The 20,668-nt window shown below is 73.1% G+C and carries 13 protein-coding genes; 3 read left to right on the top strand and 10 right to left on the bottom strand.

The features are described from left to right. Nucleotides 1-113: 113 nt before the first annotated feature. The 10 genes from CA12_RS05485 to CA12_RS05440 form a co-directional block, all read right to left on the bottom strand. Nucleotides 114-1,055, bottom strand: coding sequence for an AAA family ATPase (locus CA12_RS05485; RefSeq protein ID WP_242688126.1), 942 nt, complete (start codon nucleotides 1,053-1,055; stop codon nucleotides 114-116). 5 nt (nucleotides 1,056-1,060) lie between these two features. Further along, a complete protein-coding gene (locus tag CA12_RS05480; protein WP_145357866.1) occupies nucleotides 1,061-3,412 on the bottom strand; it encodes a transglutaminase-like domain-containing protein in 2,352 nt (783 codons plus the stop codon). Beyond that, nucleotides 3,402-4,712: a DUF58 domain-containing protein gene (locus CA12_RS05475; protein WP_145357865.1), complete on the bottom strand. Its 1,311-nt coding sequence runs from the start codon at nucleotides 4,710-4,712 to the stop codon at nucleotides 3,402-3,404. The genes CA12_RS05480 and CA12_RS05475 overlap by 11 nt, the downstream gene beginning before the upstream one ends. 195 nt (nucleotides 4,713-4,907) lie before the next feature. Then, complete coding sequence (locus tag CA12_RS05470; protein ID WP_145357864.1) at nucleotides 4,908-5,372, bottom strand: hypothetical protein; 465 nt, start codon at nucleotides 5,370-5,372, stop codon at nucleotides 4,908-4,910. A gap of 81 nt (nucleotides 5,373-5,453) precedes the next feature. Then, on the bottom strand, nucleotides 5,454-7,052 hold the full coding sequence (locus CA12_RS05465) for a fucose isomerase (RefSeq protein WP_145357863.1): 1,599 nt from the start codon (nucleotides 7,050-7,052) through the stop codon (nucleotides 5,454-5,456). Next, nucleotides 7,049-8,560: a sulfatase gene (locus CA12_RS05460; RefSeq protein WP_145357862.1), complete on the bottom strand. Its 1,512-nt coding sequence runs from the start codon at nucleotides 8,558-8,560 to the stop codon at nucleotides 7,049-7,051. Before CA12_RS05460 ends, CA12_RS05465 begins: the two co-directional genes overlap by 4 nt. Beyond that, nucleotides 8,557-10,161: a ribulokinase gene (locus CA12_RS05455; protein WP_145357861.1), complete on the bottom strand. Its 1,605-nt coding sequence runs from the start codon at nucleotides 10,159-10,161 to the stop codon at nucleotides 8,557-8,559. The genes CA12_RS05460 and CA12_RS05455 overlap by 4 nt, the downstream gene beginning before the upstream one ends. Then, nucleotides 10,158-11,117 carry a dihydrodipicolinate synthase family protein gene (locus CA12_RS05450; RefSeq protein WP_145357860.1) on the bottom strand — a complete coding sequence of 320 codons (960 nt, stop codon included), beginning with the start codon at nucleotides 11,115-11,117 and terminating at the stop codon, nucleotides 10,158-10,160. The genes CA12_RS05455 and CA12_RS05450 overlap by 4 nt, the downstream gene beginning before the upstream one ends. Then, complete coding sequence (locus CA12_RS05445) at nucleotides 11,114-12,715, bottom strand: sodium:solute symporter (RefSeq protein ID WP_145357859.1); 1,602 nt, start codon at nucleotides 12,713-12,715, stop codon at nucleotides 11,114-11,116. The genes CA12_RS05450 and CA12_RS05445 overlap by 4 nt, the downstream gene beginning before the upstream one ends. After that, complete coding sequence (locus CA12_RS05440) at nucleotides 12,712-14,025, bottom strand: DUF3748 domain-containing protein (RefSeq protein ID WP_165700571.1); 1,314 nt, start codon at nucleotides 14,023-14,025, stop codon at nucleotides 12,712-12,714. The genes CA12_RS05445 and CA12_RS05440 overlap by 4 nt, the downstream gene beginning before the upstream one ends. 189 nt (nucleotides 14,026-14,214) lie before the next feature. On the opposite strand from CA12_RS05440, the gene CA12_RS05435 reads away from it, so the two are divergent. The 3 genes from CA12_RS05435 (at nucleotide 14,215) to CA12_RS05425 (ending at nucleotide 20,643) form a co-directional block, all read left to right on the top strand. Further along, nucleotides 14,215-17,511, top strand: coding sequence for a PAS domain S-box protein (locus CA12_RS05435; protein WP_145357857.1), 3,297 nt, complete (start codon nucleotides 14,215-14,217; stop codon nucleotides 17,509-17,511). Nucleotides 17,512-17,584: 73 nt separating this feature from the next. After that, the gene (locus CA12_RS05430) at nucleotides 17,585-17,815 is read left to right on the top strand and encodes a hypothetical protein (RefSeq protein ID WP_145357856.1); all 231 of its coding nucleotides are present in this window, start codon (nucleotides 17,585-17,587) and stop codon (nucleotides 17,813-17,815) included. Between the two features lie 164 nt (nucleotides 17,816-17,979). Beyond that, nucleotides 17,980-20,643 carry a DUF1592 domain-containing protein gene (locus CA12_RS05425; RefSeq protein ID WP_145357855.1) on the top strand — a complete coding sequence of 888 codons (2,664 nt, stop codon included), beginning with the start codon at nucleotides 17,980-17,982 and terminating at the stop codon, nucleotides 20,641-20,643. Nucleotides 20,644-20,668: the final 25 nt, after the last annotated feature.

Here is a 20,668-nt window from a genome sequence, read left to right as displayed (position 1 = left end):
CCGGCGAGTGCGATGAGGACGAGGTTCGCCGTCGCCGTTATGCGGCGCGCGGGGGCGGTACGAGCGCGCCGCCTCACGGCGACGGCGAACCTGGGAAATCGAGAGTGCATTGGTCAGTCTCTCCCGTCGGGAACGGGGGTGGAGTCGAGGAGTTCGGCGATCAGCGGGGCGGGGTCGTCGGCGTCGACGCCCAGCCGCACGCCCAGCACGGCCGGGGCGACGTCCTGCACGTCGTCCGGGGAGACGAAGTCCCGTTCGCTCAGCAGCGCCCACGCCTGGGCGACCCGCTGGAGGGTCAGCAGGCCGCGGGGGGAGACGCCCAGTTCGATTCGCGGATGCGTGCGGGTCGCGGTCGCCAACCGCAGCAGGTAGTCCCGCACCGGCGGCGTGACGGCGACCGCGGCGGTCGCCGTTTGCAGGGCCGCCAGGCCGGCGGCGTCCGTCACCGGCGGCTCCGGCGGGGGCGTATCGAGCCGTTCGCCGACTGCCGCCGCCAACAGCCCCGCCTCCTCCGCCGGGGAGGGGTAGCCGACCGTCAGCTTCATCGCGAAGCGGTCGCACTGGGCCTCCGGCAGCGGGTAGGTGCCGTGCTGCCCGGCGGGGTTCTGCGTGGCGATCACGAAGAACCGCGGGCTCAGCGCCCGCCGCACGCCGTCGTAGGTCACCTGCCGCTCCGCCATCGCTTCCAAGAGCGCGGACTGGGTGCGCGGGGTGGCCCGGTTGATCTCGTCGGCGAGCACGATGTCCGCGAACACCGGGCCGGGGCGGAACTCGAACTCGCGGGTCTTCTCGCTGAACAGGTTGAACCCGGTCACGTCGCTGGGCAGCAGGTCCGGCGTGCACTGCACCCGGCCGAACGTCCCGCCGAGGGCGTCCGCCAGCGCCTTCGCCAGCGTGGTTTTGCCGAGGCCGGGGCGGTCCTCGATCAGCAGGTGCCCGCGGGCCAGCACGCAGGCCAGCGCCCGCTCGACCACGTCCGGTTTCCCGCGGAGGGCCGCGTTCATCCGAGCCCGCAGGGCGTCCAGCACGGCGGTGCGGTGGCCGGGGGCGTACATGTCGCTCATCGTTCCTCTCCCGAACGGACGCTTGCGGTTTCGCGGGTGACTTGGACGGCCGAGCCCCGCACCGCCGCAGCGGCCAGGGAGAGGTCGCCCGGGGACAGCGCCGGGGCGAACAGCGCCCGGGTGGCGGCGTCGGCGAACGGGGCCGCCCCGGGCAGGGCCGCGAAGTGCCGGGGCGGCGACAGCCCCGGCGGCCGGGCCGGCCCGAACCGGCGGCACCGCCGGTCCAGCACCCGCACCGCCGCGACGACCGCGTCCCGTTCGCCCCGCCACAGCCGGGCCAACTGCCAACCGAGCATGTCCCCCGCGTCGGCGATCCGCCGCCGGAAGAGCCCCGCCCCGCACACGGCCAGCAGGCAAACCGCCGACGCCGCCGAGTTCTGAACGACGAGTTTCGCACCCGCCGCGAAGACTGCCGCGGCCCGGTCCCGCCACGTCGGCGGCGGGCCGAGCGGGTCGTAGCCGGGCGACGGGTCGACCGTCGCCCACACCCCCGGGGCGACGGCGACCTCGCACCAGACGTGCACGTCCTCCTTCGAGACGACGGTGTGCCCCAGCGTGCGGTCGTAGTTCTCCGCGTCGGCGTAGAACCCGCCGACCAGCCGGGTCGCGTACCCCCGGCAGCGCAGCGACAGGCAGCAGGCCGTGGCGAACTGGTAGGCCCGGCCCCGCTTCGCCTCCCGCAGGAAGTGCAGCGTGGGCGAACCCGTCTCCGGGTCGCCGACGGCGGGGTCGAGCGTGTAGTCGCTCCGCAGCCGATCGCGGACCGCCGTTACCTCGTCCCAGCCCCGACTCCGCCCGGCGGTCCACTCGGCGGCCAGTTCGGACAGCGGCTCCCGCAGCGCCTCGGGCACCTCCGTGCAGCCGCTCGGCAGGGTGAGGAACAGCAGGGGATCGTCCAGCGCGGCCGGGTCGAGCCGACGGCTGGCGGCGTGCACGACCGTCAGCGGGGGGACCGTCGAGCGGTCCAGCCGGATCACGTCCGGGGCCGCGAGGGCGAACAGGTCGGCCCGGGTCACGTCCGCGATGCAGACCCCCGTCGCGTTCGGCGGGCAGGGCAGCGCCGGGCCGGACAGGTTCACCACCTTCAACGCGTGGGCGTCGGCGCCGCGGAACAGGTTCGCCCAGGCGGCGCTCGGCTCCGGGCCGACCCAGGTGCGGCCGTCGATCTCCGCGGCGTGCAGTTCACGCTCCGCCGGGGCCGGCTCCCGCCGCCAGCTTTCGCCGTCGAACGTGCCGTAGGTCGCCAACCGCAGGTGCACCGGAACCCGGCCGGAGACGAACAGCAGCGCCGGCGAGGGTTTCTCGCCCGGCGTCCGCCCGGACGTCGGCGAGGGCTGGCGGCAGGTCGAGAAGTCGCCCGCCGACGGCCGGCCGGCGACGGTCATGTCCTTGCGGCGGCTCTCGGCGACCTGCTCCCGGGAGAGGGCCTGCGAGCGTTCGTTCTCGCCGGGTTTGAAGGGCGCCTGGTAGGTGTCGTCGTAGGCGTCGAACAGGCTGGGGCGTTCGTCTTCCAGGAAGGGGGCGTCGTCGATCGGGGCGAAGGAGCGGATGTCCTCGGTCCCGGCCACGAGCCGCTCGCCGTTGCCCACGCCGTCCCGGGCGAAGGGGTCGGTCGCGTCCGAGCCGGACCCGCCGGAGGTGGACAGGAAGCCGGCCCGCCCCGCGGCCGCCCCCCCGCCGCCCACGGCCAGCGTGAGCAACACGAGGCCGGCGATCAGCCCGTGCGCGGCCCACCGGCCGCGGCCCGGGTCGGCCACGCTCACCCGGCCCCGCAGCCCGCCCCAATAGGCCGCCGCCGCCCCCCAGGCCGCCGCCGCGGCGAACGCCAGCAACGCCGCCCGGATCCCCCCCGGGGAGGCCGCCGGACCCAGCGGCAGCCCCGCCGCGAATAGGGCCGCGAACAGCGCCAGCAGCCGCGACATCGCGTTCGGCCCCGCCAAACGCCCGCACGCCGCACAGGCCAGCGCCGCGACCCGCAGGCCGTCCAGCAGCACGATCTCCACCGCCCGTCCGACCCCGAAGGCCCGCAGCGCCGGCTCCGCCGCGACCGAGGCCGCGACCAACCCCAGCCCCCACAGCGGGAGCGTGCGGCCGGTCGAGACGAACCGGGCCGCGACCGCCGCCGCAACCAGCGTGAGGAGGGCCGTCACGGCGATCTCCAGTCCCACCGCCAGCGGCGCCCGCTCCCCGTTCGCCGCCGCCAAGGAGACAACCGCCGACGCCGCGATCGCGCCCGTCAGGGCCGCGAGCCGCAGCGAGGTCGCCGCCGCCCCGCCGCTCGCCGCCGGGGCACGCAGGCGCGACGAACCGAGGGGACGGACCGTCCGAGAGGTCGGTTCAAGCCGCACGACAGGCCCTCCGCCAGTCCGCCGCGAACCGGCTTTCCTGGCCCGGAACGACCGTCACCCACGCCGCCGACCGCCGGGAACAGGGCGGGGCGGCCTCCGCGTCGCTCGAACGCCGGCCGCCGACCCGCACCACCCGTTCGCCCCGCTCCTCGACGCCGCTCGGTCCGGTGACGACCACCCCGCCAAGGCCCCCGCCGCCCGTCCGGCCGGCGTCGGGGGGCGCGGCGTACCCGCCCCGCGGCACCGCGGCGAGGGCGTCCAGCAGGCTCCGCAGCGCCGCCGGGTCGCCGCCGAGGCGGTGCGTCGCGCCGTTCAACCGGCACTCCACCGTCGCCCCCAACCGCACCAGTGATTCGCACAGCCCGGCGACGACCCGCACCGCCGCCTCGACGGCTTCCTCGGCCTCGGCCGGCTTCGTGCCGAACTCGACGAAGGAGGACGCCGCGAGATCCGCCCGCAGCCGCACGGTCGCGGTGCGGCCGGCCTGCCGTTCGCAGACGATCAGGCGGCGGTGCCGGGCGGTTTGAGCCCAGTGCACCCGGCGGAGCGAATCCCCCTCCCGGAAGGCCCGCGTGCCGAGCAGGTCGCCGAACTCGCCGGGGTCGCGGTCGGAGAGGCGGTCGTCGGAGGGGTGCGGGGCGTCGGCCTCCGGCACGTCGCCGGCGGCGGGGCCGCGGGGCCAGACGACCAGCCGCCGCGTCACCTCCGCGGGGATCGCGGCGCTCCACAGGCCGAACGGGAATGCCGTCGCCAGCCGCGGCGGGGCCAGCGGGAGGACGCCCCGCCGCGTCGGGGTGAACGTCCAGCGGTACTCGACCGTCGCCCAGCCGGGCACGCGGTCCAGCGTGAGGTCGGCGGACCCGTTCCCGCTCGCCCCGTCCGCGTGCTCTTTCGACCCGAAGCCCTCCGCGACCGACAGCCCCCACGCGGGCAGCGGCAGGCGGTTCGTCACCCGTAGCACGACCGTCGCCGGCGTGCCCTCCCGGCCCCGGCGGCCGTCGAACTCGATCGTGCACCGCAGCCCGCGGGCGGCGACCCACGGCCAAACGACGCCCGCGGCCCCGCCGACCGCCAGTGCCGCGGCGACCCACAGCGCCGCAGCGTTCAGAGACACGCCGACCAGCGCCGCCGCGACGGTCGCCGCCGCGACCGCCCACAGCGGGTGCTTCAGTTTGTAGGCCCAGCCGTTCTGGCCGGGGCAGAAATCGTGATGGAGCAGCCGCGTGAGGCACGCGACCGCCCGACGGGGACCGACGACGCCGGGCAGGGCGCCGCCGTCCGCCGGGGGGGCGAAAGGCATGGGAGAACGTCCGCCCGCGGACCGGCGAACCGCCCGCAACTTCTCCCGTGAGAAGCCGCAGCCGGCGGCCCGGCCCGTGGACAACGGGGGGCGGGGACGGGGTCACGGGACCGCACGCCGCACGCCCCCGCCCCGACGCCGGTCGCCCCGGATTCTCGGGGCGCAGCAGGGGGCGGGACGAACGCGGGAACGCGGTCAGACCGTCGCCGGCGGTCCCCGGACCCGCTTCGTCAGAAAGAACGTCCGGGCGATCGACGGAGCCGCGTCGACGGCGGCGCCGGGGATCGCCCCCGCGGCGTCCACCGGCCGCGGGGCCTCGGCGGGTTGCTGGCCCATCGCCAGGAACTGGCAGACCGCACAGTGATGCGGATCGTGCGGCTCCGCGGGCGCGTCCCGCTCCGAGCCCTCCGGCTCCGTTGGGTTCCCGGCGTGTCGAGCCGGAAGGCGATCGTGCGCGGCGTGGTCATGCCCGCAGCAGTTCGCGGCGGGCGGCGGGGGTTCGCCGACCGCGTCGTCCTCGGGGACGAACGCCACGTGCTCGCAGTGCGAATGTCCGCAGCCGGCGTGACCGGCCTCGACCAGCGCGTGCAGCCCGGTCCCCCCGACCGCCGCCGCCAGATAGGCGGCCGCGGCGACGATCGCCGGCAGTCGGCACAGCACGCGGGACAACGGGGGCTCGCTCCTCAAATGCAAGGCGTGTGCAGGATAGCGCGGCGGCCCGAGACGCGTCAATCCCGCCGCCTACCCCCCGCACAGGCAGACCGTCAGGCCGAGCGCGGCGGCGGCGGCGGCTTTGGCGAACAGGGCCTCGTTCGCCGCGGCCTCGTCCGCGGCGTAGGCGACCTGGACGTGGTTCGAGCGGTGGCGGGCCATCATCTGGTCCCGGCTCACCCCGCGGAAGATCGCGTGCATGATCGGCCACTGCGGGGTGGTCGCCGCCCAGCGGCGTTCCGTCTCCTCCCGCGGCAGCGCGACGGCGTCGGCCCGACCGAGGTCCATGTGCAGGCGGTCGTCCTCCACGAAAACCCGCGACCAGACCACCGGCCCGGCCTTCGAAACGCCCCGCACCGTGCTGCCGCCGTTGGGAAAATACATCGCCGGTTGCCGGAACCCCTCCGCCCCGGCCCAGCCGCCCTCGAAGTGGGCCGGCGGGGCGGCGCCGCTGATTTCCAACACCCACACCTCCCCGTCGACCGTGTCGCTGGCGTCCCGGTCCGACCACCGCAGGTCGTGCAGCGTGTTCTCCGTCGGCTGGCCCAGCGCCCGGTGCACCCGCTCGGTCAGCAACCCGTCCAGGCCGGCGCATTCGTCGACCTCATTAAAGTGCGTCAGCGGGCGACCCTCATAGAGAACCCGCCCCCCGCCGCGGCTGCGGACCGGCGGGCGGTCGGCGTTGTTCAACATCCCCTCGACCAGATCGCTGGCGGGCAATAGGTCTTTGAGTCCCTGTTGATATTGAATGCCGATCGCGTCGCAGCCGAAGTCGTCGGCGATCCGCACCGCGGCGACGTAGGTCCGGCACTGATCGCGGATCTGCCCGTCCGTCAGGTCCTCGGCGTGGTTCGGCCCAGTGTGGAAGGTCATCCCGCGGTCCTCCAGCCAATGCCGCACGGCGTCGGCCTCCGCGTCCGGGACCTGCTTTGCCTCGTAGTAGAGGGCCGACTGACTGAGCCGTTCTTTAAAGACCCCGCACGGCATCAATAAATGATCGGGGACGATCGCGTTGAACATCCCCATGCAGCCCTCGTCGAACACGCCGAGGATCGCCTTGTCTCGCATTAAGTCCGCGGCGATCCCTTCGCCGACGCGGAGGGCGTTCTCGTTCGCCTCGGCCGGATCAAATGGCCGGACGTGCGACAGGTCGTGTTCCACCGGCCGGCCGTCCAGCCACGCCTTCAACCGGGACACGAACCAGTCGTCCTCGAACGTCTCGCTCCACAGGGAATCGTACTTCACGCCCGCCTTCGCCAGGGAGCCGTTGAGGTTCAACAAGCCCACCAGCCCCGGCCACTGCCCGGACCAGTTCGCGACGGTTAAAATGGGCCCGCGGTGGGTCGTCAGCCCGGCGAGGACGTGGTGCGAATATTGCCAGACCGCCTCCGCGACGATCAGCGGGGCGTCCGGGTCGAGCGTTTTAAAGACCTCCATCCCCTCCTTTTGGGAGGCGAGGAAGCCGTGCCCGCGGTCTGCGGAGACCTGGTGGCCGCGGCGGAGCTGGGCGCCGCACCGCTCGACGGCCGTGGACAGCGCCGCCTCCATCTCCCGCTGGGCCGGCCAGCAGACGCGGTTGGCGGATTCACGCAGGTCGCCGGAGGCGACGAGTTGCACGGTGCGGGTCATGGCGACGACGGGTTTGGCGGGTCAACGAGAGTCGGGTCGGCCGGGACCGGGCGGCGGGCGCCGGCGGCGTCCAGCGCCGCGAACAGCCGGCGTTTCCAGCGGTCGGCGAGGGCGGGGTCGTCCGCGGCGAGGTCGGTGCGTTCGGCGGGGTCGGCGGCGAGGTCGTACAGCGCCAGCGAACTGTCCTCCCAGAAGTACACGGCCTTCCGGTCGCCGACGCGGACCGCCGAGTGCGGCCCCACGAACGGCGCCGACGGGTCGTTCCAGCCGACCGGCTCCGTGGGGAAGGCGACGCCCGTTTCCGGGTGGTAATAGGGGAAGTGCCACAGCGTCGTCCGCGGCGTATCCCGGGCCGTCGCGATCGCGGCGGGGTCCGCCTCGAACAGCCCGCGGACCGAGACCCCGTCCAGCGGCCGGCCGGCGAGCAGCGGGGAGTCGGCGAGATCGACGCCGGCGTAATCGGCGAGCGTCGGCAGCAGGTCGGTCCCGATCACGGGTTCGTCCACCGTCCGCCCGGCCGGCACGCCGGGGCCGCGGACGATCAGCGGCACGCGGATGCCGCCTTCATAAAGCGTCCACTTGTGCCCCCGCAGCGGCGCCTGCCGGGCGAACTCCGGGTGCCCGCCGTTGTCGCTGAAGAAGATCACCAGCGTGTTCTCCGCGTGCCCGGAGGCCTCCAGCGCCGTCAGCAACCGGCCGACATGGTGGTCCAATGTCTGCACAAACGCCGCGTAGCGGGCCCGGCGGGGGTTCCCGCCCACGCCCGGCTCCCCGCGGGCCTCCTCGACGGCCCACTCGGCTCGGGGGTCGACCGGCGTGTGGACGTAGAAGTGACTGACGTGCAGATAAAACGGCGCCGCGTCCGCCGGGCGGTTCGTCAGGAACTCGACGGCCCGGTCGGTGAGGGAGTCGTCGGGGAAGGTCCCCGGCGGCGTCGGCCCCGCCGGCCGGCCGGAATTATAGGGGTGGCCGCCGAAGTCCTCGACGGCGGTCGTGAACCCCTGCCGCGGCGGGCCGAACTCCGGATGCCAGCCGAGGTACCGCTTGTGGTGCGGGTTCAGATGCCATTTCCCGAAGAACGCCGTGTCGTACCCGGCGGCGGCGAGGACCTCCGCGGTCGTGACTTCTTCCAGCGGTAAATGCAGCGTGAACAGCGGGGTCCGCAGCGGCATCCCGGGGATCGATTGCCGGCCGGGCTCCGGCTTCGTGACGAAGGTGAAGTTCAACCGGGCCGGCGAGCGGCCGGTGAGAATTGCGGCCCGGCTGGCCGAGCAGATCGGCGCCGGGGCGTACGCCTGCGTGAATCGCACGCCCTGAGCGGCGAGCCGGTCCAGCGCCGGGGTCTCGAACGGCCCGCCGTAGCAGCCGAGGTCCCGCCAACCCAGATCGTCCGCCAGCACGAACAGCACGTTCGGCCGCCCGCCGGCGCCGGGTTCGGGGCCGGCGGCCGACGCCGCGACCGGCAGGACGGCGAGCAGGAACAGGGCGAGCGGGGCGGCGTTCGTCATGAGGTCTGCCGGGCGGCGGTCGGGGCGAACGTCTCGGCGAGGCGGCGGTAGTCGGCGTAGACGGATTGATAAAGCGCCGCGGCGTGGGGGTCCGGTTCGACGCGGGCCTCGGCGGGGACGGGGGCGGCCATCGCCTCGATCGTGGCGGCGACGGTGTCGAACCGGCCGGCGGCGACCATCCCCAGGATCGCCGCCCCCAGCGCCGGCGCCTGCCGGGCGGGGTGCACGTCGATCGGCTCGCCCAGCACGTCGGCGTAGACCTGAACCAGCGCGCGGTTGTGATGGGGCAGCCCGCCGGCGGCGATCAGCCGGTCGATCGGCACGCCGCCTTCCCGCAGCAGTTCCACGATCCACCGCAGCCCGCAGGCGGAGGCTTCCGACAGCGCCCGATAAAGATGCCCCGGCCCGGCGTGCAGCGAGAGCCCGGAGAACGTCCCCCGCAGCGCCCCGTCCATCAGCGGCGTGCGACACCCGTTGAACCAGTCCAGGCACCGCACCCCCTCGGCGCCCGGCGGCAGTTCGGCGGCCGCGGCCGCCATCGCCTCGAACGAATCCTGCCCGAGCAGCGTCCGCAGCCAGTCGAAGGCGTCGCCGACCGCCGCCTGTCCGGTTTCGTAACCGAACAGGTCCGGCAGGATGCCGCCCTCCACGACGCCGGCCAGCCCGGGGACGAAGCGTTCCTCGGTCGCGTTGAGCATGTGGCAACTGCTCGTGCCCATCACCATCACCAACGCCCCCGGCCCGGCGGCGCCGACGCCGGGGACCGCCGCGTGGGCGTCGATCACCGCCGCCGACACCGCAATGCCCGCCGGCAGCCCCAGCGCCGCCGCCCGCTGCTCGGTCAGTCGCCCGGCGACCTGCCCCGGGGCCAGCTTGCGACCCGGCAGCTTCGTCCGCACCGCCTCCGCGAGCCCGGGGTGGACGGCGGCGAAGTAGGCGTCGCTCGGATAACCCTCCGTCGCCGACCACAGCGCTTTATAACCCGCCTGACAGGTGGACCGCGGCAACTCCTCCGCCGGTCCGCCGACGAGCTGCCAGACGAACCAGTCGCCGCCCTCCAGCCAGACGTCCGCGGCGGCGGCGACCTCCGGGGCGTCCTCGATCGCCTCCAGCATCTTCGGCTGCAGCCATTCCAGGCCGATAATCCCGCCGTAGCGTTTGAGGAACGGCTCGTCCCGCTCCGTCGCGATGCGGTTCATGCGGGCCGTCTGCTCCACCGCCCCGTGGTGCTTCCACAGCTTCGGCCAGGCGTGCGGTTGGTCGGCGAAGCGAGGGAGTTCGCACAGCGGCGTGCCGTCGGCGGTCGTCGGCAGCATCGTGCAACTGGTGAAGTCCACGCCCACGCCGACGACCTCCCGCGGGTCGAGCCCCGCCTCGGCGAGCGCGGCCCGCACGGCGACCGCGGCGGCGTCCAGCCAATCCCGCGGGCATTGCAGAGCGAACCGCGGCGGCAACGGGCGGTCCGACCCTGGCAGCGACCGCAGGATCTGGCCGTGCTCGTAGGCCGCCTCCGCCGTGCCGCGTTCGGTCCCCGCGGCGTCCGCCAGCAGGGCCCGCACCGATTCGGTGCCGAAATCCAGTCCGAGCGCGACGGCCGTCATCGGGTCAGTTCCTCGTCCAATTCGTCCAGAATTGCGGCGACCTTCGCCCGCTCCGGCGGCAGGAACTTATTGAACGGCTCCGCCAGCGCGTCGCCGCAGATCCCCCGCAACGACAACGCCGACTTCATCGCTTTAATGTGGCGGGAGGCGTATTTCCCGATCTCGTACATCCGGCCCAACTGCTCGACCTGGGCCTGCAACCGGGCGACGGCCGCCGCGTCGCCGGCGACCGCGGCGTCGTACAGCCGCACGAACAGCCTGGGAACGACGTTCGCCCCGCCGCAGACGCCGCCGTCCCCGCCGAGGCGCACCGCTTCGACCAGCTTGCTTTCCGGGCCAATCAAGACGCTCCAATCCGGCCGCACGCGGTTCTTCACGTCGATCAGGCGGGCGAAATAATCCAGGTCCCCGCCGGAGTCCTTCACGCCGACGACGGAGTCCAACCGGGCGAGGGCCTCCACGGTCTCAATTTCAAAGACGACCTTCGTCAGCGACGGCATGTTATACAGCATCGTCGGCAGCGGGATCGCCGCGACCAGCCGTTCGACATACTGCCGCAACTCCGTTTGACCGGCGGGGAAATAATAGGGCGGGGCGAGGACGACCGCGTCCGCCCCGCAGTCGGCGGCGTGTCGGGCGAGGGCGAGGGACTCCTCCGCGGAGGTATCCGTGATGCCGATCAGCACGGGCACGCGGCGCTCCCCCGCCGCGACGCACTCGCAGGTCGCGGTCACGACTTCCCGCTGCAACCGGTGGCTCAGCGACGGCCCCTCGCCGCTGCTGCCCAGGGCGAAGACGCCGTGCACGCCGCCGGCGACGACGTGGGCGATCAGCCGTTCCAGGCCGTCGCGGTCGAGTTCGTCCGGCCCGGCGGACGCCGCGGAGGTGCGGGCCTCCGAGGAGCGCAGCGGGGTGACCAGCGGCGGAACGAGGCCGCGGAGGCGGGGGAAGGTCATCCAGGCGCTTCGGTTTGGGGGAGGAGCGGCTCGGGGCGCCGCCCGAACGGGGGGATCCCCGCGAGGAAGCCGACGGCGAGGATCACGACCGTACCGACCACCGCCGTCAGGTTCGGGTGCAGCGTGCACCGGAAATCATCAAGCGCGGCCGGCCACAGCGGAGTCGGCGAGAGGGCCATCCAGGCGACCGCGGGCAGCCCGCAGAGCACCGCGACCGCGGCGCCGGCGGAGTTCGTGCGGCTCGCCATGCCCAATAAAAACAGGCCGACGATCCCGCCGCTGAACACGCTCGCCAGCATCCACCAGACGTCCAGGGCGCTGTCGGTCAGTCGAATTAAAAGCAGCGCCATGCCGGTCCCCAGCGCCCCCCAGGCCACCGTGGCGCCGCGCAGCACCCGGACGGCGGCCGCGTCGCCCGCCTCGGGGGCGAGGAAGCGTTTATAATAGTCCTCGAGGATCAGCGTGGCGGAGGAGTTCAGGCTGGTCGAGACCGTGCTCATCGCCGCGGCGAACACCGCGGCCACCAGCAGGCCCCGCAGGCCGGCGGGCATCTGGGTGACAATATAATACGGAAAGACCCGGTCGCCGACGTCCGCGTCCGTCAGGTCCGCGGCGACGACCGGTTCGCCCCCGGGGGCGGCCACCGCGTTCCGTTGCTCCGCGACGATCGCCCGCACCTCCGTCAGCGTTTCCGGGCGGGTCTGATAATAGGCGAACAGGGTCGTCCCGATGAAAAAGAACAGCGCGCTCATCGGCACGTACAGCAGCCCGCCGAGCCACAGGCTCCGCTTGGCGGCGGCGTCCGAATCGGCGGCGATGTACCGCTGCACGTAGCTCTGATCGACGCCGAAGTTCTGCAGATTAATCACCAGCCCGTACAGCAGGATCACCCAGACCGTCGGCGCCCCCCACTCCGTCAGCGACCAGGAGCCGAGCGAGAACTTGTCCCCCGCCGCCGCGACCTCCATGACGGTGCCGGGCCCGCCGGGGATCGCCCAGAGCATCGCGGCGAGGCAGGCGACGGCTCCTGCGGAGAGCACGATCGCCTGAATCGCGTCCGCCCAGATCACCGCCGCGATGCCGCCGACGAAGGAATAAATCGTCACCGAGACCCCCGTGACGAGGATCAGCGTCGCCATGTCCCAGCCCAGCAGCATCTGCATGGGCAGGGCCATCAGGTACATCACGACCCCCATCCGCGCGACCTGCGTGAGCAGATAAAACAGGCTGACGTAAATCCGCGCCCACAGCCCGAAGCGGCGCTCCAGCGCTGCGTAGGCGGAGACCTCCGTGCTGGCCCGGTAGTACGGCACGAACCACGTCACCGCGATCAGCGTCGCCAGCGGGATCGCCAGGCTGAAGACGAACGGGTTCCAATTGTCCGCGAAGCTTTTCCCCGGCAGCGCCAGATAACTGATGCTACTGAGGTACGTGGCGAAGATCGACAGCCCGCACACCCAGCCCGGCAGCGAGCGGTCGCCGGTCGTGAACCCCTCCGACGAACCGCCCCGCCGCGCGAAGGCGAAACCCAGGGCCATCGTCGCGGTGAAATAAACGACCAGCACGGTCCAGTCGACGCCGGAGAACGCTCCGCTCATCGTGCCTCTCCTTCAGGGCCAGACGTCGCCGCGTCGACGACGAACAGTTGGTCGTATGCCCCGACCCGCTGCATATAGGCGATCTGCGTCCCGTCCGGGGAGAAGACGCAGGCGTGATGGGTCGGGCCGGGTTCGGCCGGGGGGGTGAGTCGGTCGACCCGGCCGGAGGCGACGTCGACCGTGCAGACGCTGCCGTCGCCGACGAAGGCGAGGCGAGCGCCGTCCGGACTCCAGGTGAAGGCGGAGGTCGGTTCGATCCGGCCGTTGGTCAGCCAGCGGATCGGGCCGCCGCGGCGGTCGACGAGGCAGAACCGCAGGCGGTCGTCGGCGTCTCGGCGGAGGAAGGCGATCTCGCCGGCGGGCGAACTGACCGGCCAGTGCCGCGGCGAGGCGGCGACGCCGGGATTCGGCTCCGCGCCGATGAAGGTCAGCCGGGTCTGGCGGGCGCCGGCCGGCGGGTTGGGGCGGGTCGTCGGCGTGCCCTCCAGCGGCCGGCCGGGGGCGGCGGTCGGTTCGTCCGGCAGGTCGACGACGAACACCTCGGAGAACGCTTCGCCCCCCGCCCCCCGCACCTCGCCGAAAAAAGCGATGCGGCGGGAGTCCGGCAGCCAGGCGTCCGAATAGGCGCGGGCGATCTCGTCGCTGCCCGGGGTGGGTTCGTCCGTGACCGCGGTCGCCACGACGGTGAAGCCGCCGTCCTGGTCGCGGGGATGGTCGGCCGAGACCGCGACTCGCCGTTCCGGCCACGTCACCGCGACGACGCGGCGGTTCTCCGGCAGGCCGGTCCCCGTCGCCAGCAGGTGATCCTCGTAAGTGGAGGCGACCCGCCGGCCGTCCGGGCTGACGGTGTGCAGGTGTGTGCCGCCCCGCAGCGCGCCGGGGGTGAGCGGCGGGGCAAGATCGCGGGCGTCCAAGACCGTCGGGCGCTCTCCCCGCCGGGCGGTCATGCCGAACCGATGCCACGGGGCGTAGGCCCAGTCGGGCGTCGGCTCCGCGGGGGAGCGCAGAAACACAACGCGTTCGCCGCGGCCGGTCGGCACGCCGCAGGCCGCCGTCGCGGGGGCCTCGTACAGCGTCTCCACCCGACCGGAATCGACTTCGACGCGTTCGATCCGTCGCCCGTCGAAGACCGTCTCGTCGGTGCGCAGGTCGTACAGCAGCCACCGCGAATCGGCCGACCAGCAATCTCGATTGGCGAGGACGTGCCCGGTCGCCGCCGTCGTGACTTGGCGGGGCGTGACCTGACGGGGCGCCACAGGGCCTGCCGGGGCGTCGGTCGCGAGCAGAACGAGCAGGGGGAGGGCGAGCACGGAACGACGATAGCGAATCCGTTCTCCGGCGGCCCCCGACGGGGGAGCGGGCGGCGGGGGAACGGGCGGCGGGCATGGACTCGGTTTTGGAGGACGCGATGATTCGCTCCTTCCCCGTTTCGTCCCGCGGCACGTCACACCGGGCGGCAGTCGGCGGGCGCGAAGCGAGAACGTCCCCTGAAGGCCCCTATGCCGCCCGAGACCTACGCAGTACTGCATCTGGAAGCGAGCGATCGCGACGCCGCGCTCGTCCGTGGGCGGCTCGAGCAGGCGGGGCTGGCCGTCCGCGTGGAGCGGGCGACCGACCGCGAGGGGTTCGAGTCGCGTCTGCGGGAGGGGCGGCACGACCTCATCCTGTCGGACGAGCAGGTGCCGACGCTCGGGGGCCTGGCCGCCCTGCGACTGGCCCGGGAACGCCGGCCCGACGCGCCGTTCCTCTTCGTCGTCGCGGAGACCGGCGAGGACTTCGCCGTCGAGACGCTCCGGCAGGGGGCGACCGACTATCTCGTGAAGGAGCGCCTGGCCCGGCTCCCGGCGGCGGTCGAACGCGCCGTGACCGAGGCCCGGGAGCACGCCGAGCGCGAGCACGCCGCGGCGGCCCTCCGGGCCAGCGAGGCCCGCAAATCGGCGATCCTCGACGCGGCCCTGGACGCCGTCATCTCGATCGACCACGAGGGGAAGGTGGTCGAGTTCAACCCCGCGGCGGAGCGGATCTGCGGGTACCGTCGCGAAGAAGCCCTGGGCCGGGAACTGGCGGAGCTGATCGTCCCGCCGGCCCTGCGGGAACGACACCGCCGCGGGCTGGCCCATTATCTGGCCACCGGCGAGGGGCCGGTCCTGAATCGGCGCATCGAGTTGCCGGCGATGCGGGCGGACGGGTCCGAGTTCCCCGTCGAGCTGTCGATCACGCCCATCGAGGGGCAGGGGGCGCCGCTGTTCATCGGCTACCTGCGGGACGTCACCGAGCGCAAGCGGACCGAGGAGCGGCTCCGCACCAGCGAGGGCCAACTCCGATTCCTCGATGCGCTGGGCGAGGCGATGAGGGCGGAGGCCGATCCCGCCGCCGTCATGGCCGCCGCGACCCGCCGGCTGGGGGAACATCTCGGCGTCACCCGCTGCGCCTACGCCGACCTCGAGCCGGACAACGACCGCTTCACCATCCGCGACGACTGGCGGACGACCGGCGCGACGACCACCGCCGGCACGTACCGCCTGAACCTGTTCGGCGCCCGGGCCGCCGCCGAAATCCGGGCCGGGCGAACGCTGATCGTGCGGGACGTGGACGCCGAGTTCGACGCCGCCGACGGCGGCGCCGCCATGTTCAACGCGATCGGCATCAAGGCGATCGTCTGCTGTCCTCTGGTCAAGGACGGACGGCTGCGGGCCATGATGGCCGTCCACCAGGCGACCCCGCGGGACTGGACGGCGGACGAGATCGGCCTCGTGGGGGAGGCCGCCGAGCGCTCCTGGGCGCACATCGAGCGGGTCCGCTCCGCGGCGGCGCTGCGGGAGAGCGAGGAACGGCTGCGCATCGCCGTCGAGGCGGCCAAACTCGGTCAGTGGACGCTCGACCTGCCGACGAACGAGCTGACCTGCTCCGACGGCTGCAAGGCGAACTACGGACGGCAGCCGGGGGACCGCTTCACCGTCGAGGACCTGTGGCAATCGGTTCACCCCGACGATCAGGACCGCGTGCGGGCCGACGTCCGGCAGGCGATCGACCTGCGGACCGACTACGACGTGGAGTACCGGGTCGCCTGGCCCGACGGCGAGGAGCGCTGGATCATGGTTCGCGGCCGGGCCGTCTACGCGGCCGACGGCGCCCCCCAGGCCCTGACGGGCGTGACGCTCGATATCACCGCCCGCAAGCGGGCGGAGGCCGAAATCCGTGAGAGCCGGGAGCGGTTGGCCTTCGCCCTCGAAGCCGCCGATCTCGGTCAGTGGGACCTGAACCTGAACGACCGCACGGCCGGCCGCACCCCGCGGCACGACCAGATCTTCGGCTACGACGCCCCGCTGCCCGAATGGACGTACCAGATGTTCCTGGAGCACGTCCTGCCGGAAGACCGGCCTGCGGTGGACGCCAGTTTTCAGGAGGCTCAGGCCGTCGGTACGGCGTGGGAAGTCGAGTGCCGCATCCGCCGCGCCGACGGGGCCGAGCGTTGGATCTGGACCAAGGCCCTCTTTCGGCGGAACCCCGACAGGCGGATCGGCCGGTTGCTGGGGATCGTGGGCGATATGACCGAACGCAAGCAGGCGGAGGAGGCGTTGCGCCGGATCGCCGCCGAACTCTCCGAGGCGGACCGCCGCAAGGACGAGTTCCTGGCGACGCTGGCCCACGAGTTGCGCAACCCCCTGGCCCCCATCCGGACCGGGCTGGAAGTCCTGAGGCTGGCCGAGAACGACCCGGCGACGGTGGGAACCGTCCGCGACACGATGGAGCGGCAGGTCCAGCAGCTGGCGCACCTGATCGACGACCTGATGGACGTCTCCCGCATCACCCGCGGCAAGTTTCAGTTGCGCACGCGCCGCGTAACGCTCGCCGAGGTGGCGCGGAGCGCCCTCGAGGCCGCCCGCCCCTTCGTCGACGAGGCCGGCCACGAACTGACCGTCGCCCTCCCCGAGGAGCCGGTCGAACTGGAGGCCGACCCGCACCGGCTGGCTCAGGTCCTCTCCAACCTGCTCAACAACGCCGCCAAGTACACCCCGCGGGGCGGCCGCATCGCCCTGACCGCCGAGCGGCGGGGCGGCGAGGCGGTGGTGACGGTCGCCGACAACGGCCTCGGCATCCCCGCGGACTCGCTCAGCCGCATCTTCGAGATGTTCGCCCAGATCGACCGCGAGTCCGCGACGGAGGCGAGCGAAACCGGCCTGGGCATCGGCCTGACGTTGGTGCGGTCGCTGGTGGAGATGCACGGCGGGCGCGTCGAGGTGCACAGCGAGGGCGCCGGCCGGGGCAGCGAGTTCCGCGTCCGCCTGCCGATCGCCGGCGGGCCGCCCGCCGCCGTACCCCAGGCGGCGCCAGAGACCGACGCGGCCGCCGACTCGGAGGGGGCCGCCGACGCCCCGGCGCGCCGGGTGCTGGTCGTGGACGACAACAAAGCGGCGGCCCGAATGCTGGGGCGGGTCCTGGGGATGCTCGGGCACGAGGTGCACCTGGCCCACGACGGCGTCGAAGCGATCGAGGCCGCCGGCGCGGTCCGCCCCGACCTGGCGCTGATGGACCTTGGCATGCCGAACCTGAACGGCTACGAGGCGGCCCGCCGCATCCGCGACGAGCCGTGGGGCGCCGAAATGGTCCTCGTCGCGCTCACCGGCTGGGGTCAGGAGGAGGATCGGCGGCGGACGCGCGAAGCCGGGTTCGACCGCCACCTCGTCAAGCCGGTGGAGCCCGCCGTCTTGCAGCAACTGCTCGCGCAGCTCCGGCGACCGGCCGACCGCGCGGCGCCGACGCAGCCGTCGCAGCCGAACGACCGCCGCGCGTGAGACGAACCTGGGTTATCCTCCTGAACCGGGTCTCTTCGGCCGGAAATCGCATCCCCTCGAAAAGGCCCCCCCCGTGAACGACGACCCGCGTCAGCAACGCCTCCGCCAACTCGGCCACGACGTCAAGACGCAACTGCTGGTCGTCAGCCTGGGACTGGAGGCCCTTCAGGGGCTGCGGGACGACCCGGAGGAATTCGCGCAGGTTTGCCAGGAGATCCGGCGGGACGGCGTCGAGCCGATGAAGGAGCTGATCGACGCGATCCTCAAGACCGCCCATGCGGCGCCGGGGACGCTGCCCGAGTGAGGCGGCGGGGCGGTTTTTGAGGTCGCCTCGCTTGGAGCGCCGCGGTCCGCGCCCGGGGCCGGCGTCCCCCGGTCGGTCCGGCGCCCGTTGCGGCCCGGGGCGCCCTCGGGGGAAACTGCCGGTCGCCGCCGTCTTTCCGCCTCGACCTCGTTCGCCCGTTGCCCATGCGCCTCGACCGCCGCGCTGCAACGCCCCGCTTCGCTGCGGCGCACGGTTTCGCTGCGGCGCCCTGGCTCGCGGCGGCGCTGGCGTTCTCCGCGGCGGTGCCGGGGGCGAGCGCCGGGGAGCCGCGGTTCGAGGCGCCCGCCGTCGTCGGCTTCCTCGAGAGCCACTGCGCCGACTGCCATAACGCGGCGCTCGCCGAGGGCGGGCTGGACCTGACGACCCCCGCGGACGGGTCGAACGCGGCGACGGGCCTCGCGCGGTGGACGCTGATCCACGACCGCGTCCGCGACGGCGAGATGCCGCCCGACGGGCTGTCGGACGAGGCGGACCGCGCCCCCTTCCTGCACGCCCTGGCGGAGTCGCTGACCGCCGCCGACCGGGACCGCGTCGCGGCGACGGGCCGGGCGCAGGTTCGCCGGCTCAACCGGGACGAGTACGAAAACACCCTGCGGGAACTGCTCGACGCCCCCTGGCTGAGGGTGGCCGAGGAGCTGCCCGCGGACGGGTCGACCCACCTGTTCAGCAAGTCCGGCGAGGCGTTGGACGTCTCCCACGTGCAGATGGAAAAGTACCTGGAGGTCGGCCGGCGGGCCCTGCGGACCGCGACGGACGCGGCGGCCCACCCGCCGCAGACCCGGCGGTACTACGCCCGGCAGGAAACGGGGATGAGGTACATCGACCGCAGTCCCCGGCGGACCACCCCGGTGATCGGCTGGGAGGCGGACCTCGGCGTGCTCACCGGGGAGACGCCGAAGACCGCCAAGGGGGACCGGGAGGCTCAGGACCGGGAGGGGCTGGCGGTCTTCCACGGTCCGCACCCGGCCTTCACCCGCTACGACGTCGAGAGCATGGACCCGCCCATCGACGGGCGCTACCGGCTGCGGGTGAAGAGCTATTCCCTCGCTGCCGGCAAGAACGGGTATGCGAACGGCGGGGCCGATCCGGACAAGCCGGCCCCGAAACACCAGCGCTGGTATCTGCCGAACGTGTTCGACCTGCGGCGGTCGGAACGCCCCGAACCGATCACCCTGTACGCCCTCCGCGACAGCGGCGACACCCGCTGGCTGGCGAGCTTTGACGCCCAGCCCGAGCCCCACGTCGCCGAGGTGGAGGTGACCCTTCGGAAGGGAGACAACCTCCGCCCCGACGCCGCCCGGTTCCCGCGGCTGCGGCCCGGCTGGTCCGGCAATCCGCTGGCGGTCGACCGCGACCACATCCCCGGCTGGGTGTTGCAGTGGGTGGACGTCGAAGGCCCGATCACCGACGAGTGGCCGCCGGAGTCCTACACGGCCCTGTTCGGCGACCTGCCCTTTGAAGTGGAGAACGGGGAGGACGAGAACCGCCGGGTGCGTGTGCTCTCCGAGAACCCCGACGCCGACGCCGAGCGGTTGCTGACCGACTTCGCCGCCCGCGCCTTCCGCGGCCGCGGGCTGCCCGAGGGGGGCGTCGAGCCGTACCTGGGCATCTACGGGCAGGCCCGGGAGCTGGGCTACGACTTCACCGACGCGACGATCGCCGGGTTCAGCGCCGTGCTCGCCTCGCCGCGGTTCCTCTACCTCGAGGCCGAGCCGGGCGAACTCGACCCGCCGGCGCTCGCCGCCCGGCTGTCGTACTTCCTCTGGAACGGTCCGCCCGATGCGGAGTTGCTGGCGCGGGACGACCTACAGACCGCCGAGGTTCTCCAGGAGCAGACCGACCGCCTGCTGAACGACCCGCGGTCCGACCGGTTCGTGGAGCACTTCCTCGACCACTGGCTGGAACTGCGGGACCTGGGCAACACCGTCCCCGACGCTGACCTGTACCCCGACTACTACCTCGACGGGCAACTCGCCGAGTCGGCCCTGTTCGAGACCCGGACCTTCTTCAAAACCCTGCTCGACGAGAACCGGCCGGCGCGGAACCTGATCGACGCCGACTTCACCTTCGTCAACGAGCGTTTGGCCCGGCATTACGGGCTGGATTCCAGCGGCCTGAAACACGGGGGCCGGTCGATCGAACTGGAGCGGGTCGAACTCCCGGCGGACTCGCCCCGCGGCGGGTTGCTCACGCAGGCCAGCGTGCTGAAGGTGACGGCGAACGGCACGACCACCTCGCCGGTGCTGCGGGGGGTGTGGGTCGTGGAGCGGCTGCTCGGCCGCGAGATCCCGCCCCCGCCGTCGGGCATCGAGGCGATCGAGCCGGACACCCGCGGCGCCGTGACGATCCGGGAGCAACTCGCCAAACACACCGAGACGGCCTCCTGCGCCGCCTGCCACGCCAAGTTCGATCCCGTCGGCTTCGCCCTCGAGAGCTTCGACGTGATGGGCGGCTGGCGGGAGACGTACCGCGCCCTCGGCGACGTCGGCGAGGAGGTCGAGGGCTACGGCATGAACGGCCACGCCTTCGAGTTCCGCCTCGCCCAGCCGGTGGAGAGCGCCGGCGAATGGGCCGGCGGCGGACGGTTCGAGGACGTGGAGCAACTCAAATCGCTCCTGCTGACCGACGAGCGGGCGATCGCCCGCAACCTGGTGCATCAGTGGGTCGTCTACGGCGCCGGGGAGCCGGTCTCCTTCGCCGACCGGCCGGCGGTGGAGGCGATCCTCGACGCCGCCGAGCCCTCCGGCTACGGCCTCCGCGACCTGCTGCACGCCCTCGTTCAGAGCGACCTGTTTCGGCAGAAATAGCTTCGGAAGAGATCGCCCTTCCGCG

The sequence above is a fragment of the Alienimonas californiensis genome, assembly GCF_007743815.1.
GTDB lineage: Bacteria > Planctomycetota > Planctomycetia > Planctomycetales > Planctomycetaceae > Alienimonas > Alienimonas californiensis.
The sequence above is the reverse complement of the archived record's forward strand: the minus strand, read 5'-3'. Positions and strand labels throughout refer to the sequence as shown.

Bases quoted from the DNA above. Each gene is read 5' to 3' on its own strand.
- CA12_RS05485 (WP_242688126.1), bottom strand. From the start codon at position 1,055: ATGTACGCCCCCGGCCACCGCACCGCCGTGCTGGACGCCCTGCGGGCT.
- CA12_RS05475 (WP_145357865.1), bottom strand. From the start codon at position 4,712: ATGCCTTTCGCCCCCCCGGCGGACGGCGGCGCCCTGCCCGGCGTCGTC.
- CA12_RS05465 (WP_145357863.1), bottom strand. From the start codon at position 7,052: ATGACCCGCACCGTGCAACTCGTCGCCTCCGGCGACCTGCGTGAATCC.
- CA12_RS05460 (WP_145357862.1), bottom strand. From the start codon at position 8,560: ATGACGAACGCCGCCCCGCTCGCCCTGTTCCTGCTCGCCGTCCTGCCG.
- CA12_RS05455 (WP_145357861.1), bottom strand. From the start codon at position 10,161: ATGACGGCCGTCGCGCTCGGACTGGATTTCGGCACCGAATCGGTGCGG.
- CA12_RS05450 (WP_145357860.1), bottom strand. From the start codon at position 11,117: ATGACCTTCCCCCGCCTCCGCGGCCTCGTTCCGCCGCTGGTCACCCCG.
- CA12_RS05445 (WP_145357859.1), bottom strand. From the start codon at position 12,715: ATGAGCGGAGCGTTCTCCGGCGTCGACTGGACCGTGCTGGTCGTTTAT.
- CA12_RS05435 (WP_145357857.1), top strand. From the start codon at position 14,215: ATGCCGCCCGAGACCTACGCAGTACTGCATCTGGAAGCGAGCGATCGC.
- CA12_RS05425 (WP_145357855.1), top strand. From the start codon at position 17,980: ATGCGCCTCGACCGCCGCGCTGCAACGCCCCGCTTCGCTGCGGCGCAC.